5 protein-coding genes are annotated in these 6,847 nt (G+C 44.8%); all 5 read right to left on the bottom strand.

Annotated features, from left to right (window positions below):
- Positions 1-120 precede the first annotated feature (120 nt).
- Positions 121-1,350, bottom strand: coding sequence for an MFS transporter (locus FD47_RS09495; RefSeq protein WP_054735272.1), 1,230 nt, complete (start codon positions 1,348-1,350; stop codon positions 121-123).
- A 38-nt stretch (positions 1,351-1,388) separates the two neighbouring features.
- Positions 1,389-2,267, bottom strand: coding sequence for a shikimate dehydrogenase (locus FD47_RS09490; protein ID WP_054735271.1), 879 nt, complete (start codon positions 2,265-2,267; stop codon positions 1,389-1,391).
- Positions 2,268-2,639: 372 nt separating this feature from the next.
- Entirely contained in the window at positions 2,640-4,970 is a 2,331-nt protein-coding gene (locus FD47_RS09485) for an FAD-dependent oxidoreductase (protein ID WP_054735268.1), read from the bottom strand.
- Complete coding sequence (locus FD47_RS09480) at positions 4,963-5,928, bottom strand: FAD:protein FMN transferase (protein ID WP_054735265.1); 966 nt, start codon at positions 5,926-5,928, stop codon at positions 4,963-4,965. The genes FD47_RS09485 and FD47_RS09480 overlap by 8 nt, the downstream gene beginning before the upstream one ends.
- A gap of 27 nt (positions 5,929-5,955) precedes the next feature.
- The gene (aroD, locus tag FD47_RS09475) at positions 5,956-6,687 is read right to left on the bottom strand and encodes a type I 3-dehydroquinate dehydratase (RefSeq protein ID WP_054735276.1); all 732 of its coding nucleotides are present in this window, start codon (positions 6,685-6,687) and stop codon (positions 5,956-5,958) included.
- Positions 6,688-6,847: the final 160 nt, after the last annotated feature.

Genomic DNA, 6,847 nt, shown 5'->3' with positions numbered 1-6,847 from the left:
AAAGCTTGTTTTAAGACAGACCCTAATTAAAAAAAGAATGCTGAAACATTTCATAGTACTTAATGAGATGTTTCGGCATTCTTTTCGTTGTCAATTGGCACTCCTAGTGAACAAAGTCGTTTATTTTTCTGTACTAAGCACTGTTTCTTTCTTAGCCTTTCCAAACAAATGATTGTATCGAATCGTAATAAGAACTGCTAGTACGAATCCGATGAGGGCGATGAAGACATCGAACAAAATGATATTTGCTAAGTTTGAAGCCATCATTCCAGTAATTAATGGAATTGTAAATGAAGCAATCGATCCAGCGGTGTAAAACGCTCCGGTCACCGTTCCCTTACCCTTTGCAAAGAATGTTGACATGACCGTCAACCCAAGTTGCATGACACCACCTGCGGCTGAGAAACCAACTACAAACGACATAATTGAGCACATAAGCGAGGTAGGAACCAGGTACATCAGCAATAATGAAACAAATGAGATTAACGTATATACTCCCAAGAACTGGATTTCTTTGACTGCTTTTTTCGCCAATGCAGCTGTTACAAATACACAAACGATAGAACCGATGCTGTAATAACTGATCAATGCGTGGGCACTTGTCGATCCCATCTTTGCAACTTCCTGCCCATATTGGCTTAACCACTGGCTTACCAGATAGAAGGTAGCTTGAGAAATATATCCATAAAGAATGAAGAGAACACCGTCAATCCAAATATTTCCGGCAGATTTTTGATCTGTATCCTCTTCCTTTTTATCTTCTTCAGCTGCAGCCTTCACGTCTGCACCAGGTACTGGAAACTTTCCAGCAATAAGAACAAACACAAGGTTCAACCCAAGAATTGCGATACACAAGATAAATGACCATCCGAACCACGCTTGACTTGCAACAAGAAAACTTACCATCAGTGGAAGAAGGAATTGTCCACCGGAGATAAATGCCTTGATAATAACATTAGCTGTTCCTTTTTCTTCGGGGAACATTTCCATCAATGCCGGATAAGTTCCTGAATCTAAGAACGAGTTGGCTATTCCTGCCAATATTCCAAAGATATATGCAATCCAAATTGATGAACTAAATAAAATTCCTCCAAAGAAAAGCAAATACATCAGAATCCCTAGAACCACGAATGGTTTTCTTCCAAACTTATCGGACAACATTCCAGAGACTAATAGAACCACCAAACGGCCAATACCAAGCGAGGAGATAACAACTGCAACTCCACCAGCAGTTGTATGCCATTTTGTTGCTAATGCTGCCATATTTTGAGCCAAGATAATGACACCCATACCATGAATGAAATAGTTGATATATAAACTAATGGCCGTAGGCATATATTTGTTTTTCATACTTTTCCTACCCCTTTAAACATGATAATTACTATTAATTATTTAGCGTCTGCAAACAAAATGTTACGGATGTCATCCACTGGCATGTCCTCACCAGTCCAAAGTTTAAATGCTTCAGCACCTTGCTCAAGCATCATCCCGAGACCATTGAACACATGATCAACGCCAGCTTCTTCAGCAACCGTCATCAGCTTAGTTGTCCGTGGGGCGTAAACCGTATCGTAAACAATCATGTCCTTGTGGAAGAATGATGGATCACTGACCAAAGTTTTATCTTCAAGCGGCTTCATGCCAACCCCGGTTGAATCACAGTAGATTGCTGAATCGGCAATTTCACATTTGAAAGCGTCCTGGTCTGCAAGATCAAATAGTTGGGCCTTGCAATCAGTTTGTTCGTTGATGATCTTAACGTTGCGTTCGGCGTTAGCCCAAGTTGCATCTTTGATGTTGAAAATTGACATTTCCTTAACACCATCGTAAGCGGCTTGGATTTCAATTGCAGTACCTGCTCCACCAGCGCCGGCAATCGTCATCTTTTCTCCGCGGATATCCAAATTTTCATCTGCCAATGATTTCATAAAACCGGTCCCATCAGTTGTGTATCCAGTTAACACACCATCATCATTAACGATTGTGTTGACCGCACCAACCATTTTGGCAACTGGATCTAGCTTATCCAATAATGGCAGAACCTTTTGTTTGTTTGGCATTGAAATATTTGATCCACGCATTCCTAACGCACGAATGCCTTGAATAGCATCTGGCAATTCTTTATTTCCGACTTCAAATGCTAAGTATGCGTAGTTCAAACCCAATTTAACAAATGATGTATTGTGCATTGTTGGTGACATTGAGTGACGAATAGGCGTTGCCATTAAACCAATCAAAATTGTGTGTCCATCGATACGATCAACCATAATCAAAAACTTCCTTTCAAATCTTGTTTGTTCAACATTTCATAAACAATTATAGCCATGAAACCGTTTTATAAACATAAGTATCCGTGGGTTTATTGATAGAATTCTTCTATGATTTACTTAAAATCCATTATAATGACTTATTCAATGAATCAAAACCTTTCCGAGAAAAAATCACTCATCATCGACATGAAATCGCTTACTTAATTTGCATGCACACCCAAGATCCCGAACAAGCGGTTATCTTTCTTTATACATTAACAAACGGGTTCCCGGCAACTAGTTATGGGTTAATGTGATTTTATACACACATTTTGCAGCCCATCAAAAAGAAGCTGCCATTTTCCATGACAACTTCCCATCGTTAACAAATTAATTATTCGCAACCGCCAGAGGATCCTCGGCCACTTCGTCAGGGGTCATCGACTCAATGTACTTCAAGAAGTGATCAAAACATTGCTTCAAGAAGCTGACGCTGCCTTCGTCAATCAACTGATCATTTTCATCAAATTGGCGGGGTGCCTGGGGCAGCATAAATTCATTCCCCGGCATCACGCTGGCATCCATCCCTGGGGCGTCCATAATTTGGCGCAAATTCATCTGAGCGCGCACGGTGCCCTGGATCCCAAGAGAAGTGCCAACGATCATGACTGGTTTGTCCTTAAACGGATGCTCGGCACACGACAGCCACTCTAACGCGCTCTTAAGCGCTGCGGGGACCGCGTGATCGTATTCCGGAACGGCAATCACCACGCCGTCAGCATCCTCAATTTTATGGGCGATTTCTTTAACCAGTAACGGCTCGTCGTTCAACAGATCCTCATTGAACAGCGGCAGATCCTTGATCTCACAAATCTCAAAATCAACTTCCGGTTCAAACAAATTCTTCATCGAACGCAGTAGTTTCCGATTATAGGACTTCGACGCGTTGGTTCCAACTAGCGAAACAATGTGCTTCTCGTCCTCAGGATCGGTTGCCTTGCGACGATTAGCATTCTGGCTTGCAGAAGCACCAGCAACGTAACCCGATGAAATACCCCAAGTGTTCATCATACTTGGCATTGAATCATGACCGTTGGCGCCACCAACAACCTCACCGGCACCAAAGTAGTTCGGCACGTTTTCATTGGATTTGTTTACTAATTCAAGGTTCTTCGGATCCACTGAATAGCCGCCTAAAGTCGTCGCAAATCGGGCACACTGTTCAATCAGGTAATAGGTATTACCTTCATATTCATGAAGAAATTCTTTGTCACGGCCAAATTCGGGATCAACGCCGTCCTTAGCGTATCGTTGATAATTCTGAACGGTTGCTTCCAAATTCTTCACATCGATATTGGCACTCTTGGCAACGTCTTCCAGTGATCCCTTCACAAATACCGGCCGGTGATCCTTGTCAGCGAAGAACTGGGCAATTTCCTTTTCGGTGAAGTCATGAAGCACTAGTAACTGGTAAACCTGCTTCCAAGTCCGTTCGTCCATCAACAGGTACGAAATCTTATCGGGCTGCGCCAAAATAGCATCCCGGAATTTCGCGTAAACGTCGGATTCGTTAACGATCCGCTTACCCTTGGAGTTCACGTAGATTGAGCCCATATCGGTCGCCTTCTTAGACGCATAGGTGGTCAATTTGGCAATCCCAGGTTCCACTTCAACGCCGTGGGGATAAATCTTGTACCAGTCAAGGTCGTGGGTCTTTAAATCCAACTGTTCGTTGAAGTTGTAAGCATCCCCAGTTGACGTCATCGGGCCGTAATAATCGATTCCCTTACTTTCAGGGCTGCGCATCTTCTGGTTGGCACCGTATCCGCCGGCAGCCAGGACAACTGACTTCGCCTTAATCTTAACGGTCTCGCCCTCAGCTTCGGCAACCAGCCCGTTAACGGCCCCTTTCCCGGTATAGATCAGGTTTTCAACCCGGGTGCCCAGAAGGATTTTGCCACCCTTCTTTTCAAAAGCTTCGGAAACCTTCTTAATGAATTCATAGCTGCTGGCAGTTGGTAATTCGATCTGGCGATCAACCGAGTGTTCCGGCGTTTGGGTTTGGGCTTTCTGATAGTCCAAGCCGGCAAAGTGACTGATAAAGTCAATTGCAGGCCCGATGTGCTGGGTCATCAAATTGGTTAAATCCGGATAGTTGGTATACTTACATTCCTTAGCAACGTCTTCGGCCAACAACTGTGGTGAGTCCTCACTATCGCGACCGAAGATTTTTTCAGAAACCTTCGAACCGGTCCCGGTCACGTTCGATCCGTTCAGAATCGTTGCGCCGCCGAGATAGCCGTTCTTTTCAACTAAGATCACCTTTTGGCCCAATGTCAAGGCGCGACAAGCGGCAACCAATCCGGCTTCACCCCCGCCAATCACAACCACATCGGTCTTCAAATTGGTGTTTTGATGGGCCTTCTTTTCGGAAACGACCGGCTTGATGTGGACGTCTTCCTGTTCAACGGCCTTTTTAGCTGAATCCAGAATTGCCTGGGTCATGACCGTTGCCCCACTTACGGCGTCAACGTCAAATGACTGTTGCGATAAAATATTTTTCTTAAGTTTATCAATGACCTGATTAAAGATTCCGGACGTTTCGGAATGCTTTAGAATTTTAAGATCGTCAATTTTGTCATTGTTAACATCCACTTCGTAACTGATAATGCCATTATGGCCCATGGCCTGGCCCTTAATTTGCTTGTCTTTCTCACTCATTAAGATACACTCCCTTACTAATCTTGATTAATCCCGATGTATGAATTAGTTGATTTTGCTGATTGATAAAAATTGCTTCAACTCCTGGCGTCTTTTCAATAATGGCTTTTCCGCCGGCGACCCCGTGGAAGAAGCAAACCGTCGATAACACCTCCGCCAATTCAGAATTAGCGGTGATGATCGTCACCTGAATGATGTCGTTATTAACTGGGTACCCGGTAGCGGGGCTCAGAATGTGGTGGTAAACGTGACCGTTTGCTTTAAAGTAGCGTTCCCGAATGCCTGAGGTGACGAAGGTTTGTGCTTTGGTATGGACAATTGCTGCCAATGATCCGTCCTCACGTTCAGGATCGCGAATCCCGATATTCCAATAGAGATCGTTGGAAAATGGGTTGTCGCCCAGAACCTGAACGTTGCCGCCAAGGTTAATAATGGCATTACGAATCCCAGCGTTTTTCAAACGTTCAATAATCCGATCAGCGAAGTAGCCCTTCGCAATCGCCCCTAAGTCCAGTTGCATCCCCCGATCCCGTAAAAAGATCGTGTGATCCTGGGGGTTTAAGGTCACCTTTCCGGGTTCAATCAGTTTCAGTGCCCGGTCAATCTGGCTGTCATCCGGAACTTGCCGGCCGCCAAACCCAATCTTCCAAGTCTTCACCAGCGGCCCGATTAACACGTTAAAGCTGTCGGCAAACCGGTTGGTATAAGTCAGCGCGTCGGCGACTAATTCGTAACAGGAACGGCTGACCGTCACCGGGTGAAGCCCGGCAGCCTGATTGACTTTGGAAAGCTCTGAATCGTCGCGATTAGCAGAGAACACCGCGTCCATTTTAACCAGATAGTCGTTGACGTCGTTGACCACATCCGGGTTCTTTTCAAACAACGTCAGGGAGACGATGGTTCCCATCATCGGAAATTTTGAAATGTATTTTTTCTCTGGTGCGCCCGTGGCAACCATGGTCGTCATCTCCCTTTCACTGAGTGCTTAACTTAATTTCAAATCATTGAGATCGTGACGCAGGTCGTCTAACGAAATTTGGCCCGGCGCTGAACCAGCTCCAACCGACCCGAAGGATAAGCAGGAACCAAAGACCTCACCGGAAATTCGGGAGACCTTGCCGAGATCGCCCATCGACATGGTGATCAGTGGTTGATCCAATTCTTGATGGGCCTGATTGGTGGCGGCTAACAATGTCAAGACATCATCTGCGGATTGTGGCATCACCGCCATCTTGGCAACGTCGGCGCCCAATTCAACCATGCTGGTCAGGCGGCCGACAATGTCGGTTTGATCAGGCGTCTTGTCAAAATCATGGTTACTCATGATGACTACCACCTGATTCTCATGGGCCTTATTCACGAGTGCTTTGACACTGGCTTCATCGTGATACCGTTCAACATCTAAAGCGTCCGTAAATCCAGCGGTAATGACCGTTTTGCAGATTTCAAAGTACTGATCATCGCTCAGCTGAAGTTCGCCGCCCTCGCCCTTCGTTCTGAAGGTCGTTAAGATCGGAATACTGCCAAGGGTGTCATGCAGTTGTTTACCGGTGGTCACTAATTGTTGGGCATCGGTCACGTCTTCATAAAAATCAATTCGCCATTCAACCAGATCCGGGGTCTTTGGCGCAATGGTTTTGGCCTGATCAATAATTTCAGAAGCTGTTTTTCCAGTAATCGGCACCGCAATCTTTGGCCGCCCGGTCCCCAGAGTCATCTTACGCAAATTCACTGTTTTACTTGTCACAATAATGTTCTCCTTTCGGCATTTACAACTGATTATTCAATGATTATAACCGCTTACAAAAGGTGTTTTGTTACTCAATTCACTTGCAATATTATCATGTTCATCTATCATGATAAATAACAATACTTTG

It is taken from the genome of Lentilactobacillus parafarraginis DSM 18390 = JCM 14109, from assembly GCF_001435895.1.
Taxonomy (GTDB): Bacteria; Bacillota; Bacilli; order Lactobacillales; family Lactobacillaceae; genus Lentilactobacillus; species Lentilactobacillus parafarraginis.
This window is presented reverse-complemented; position numbering and strand designations above follow the sequence as displayed.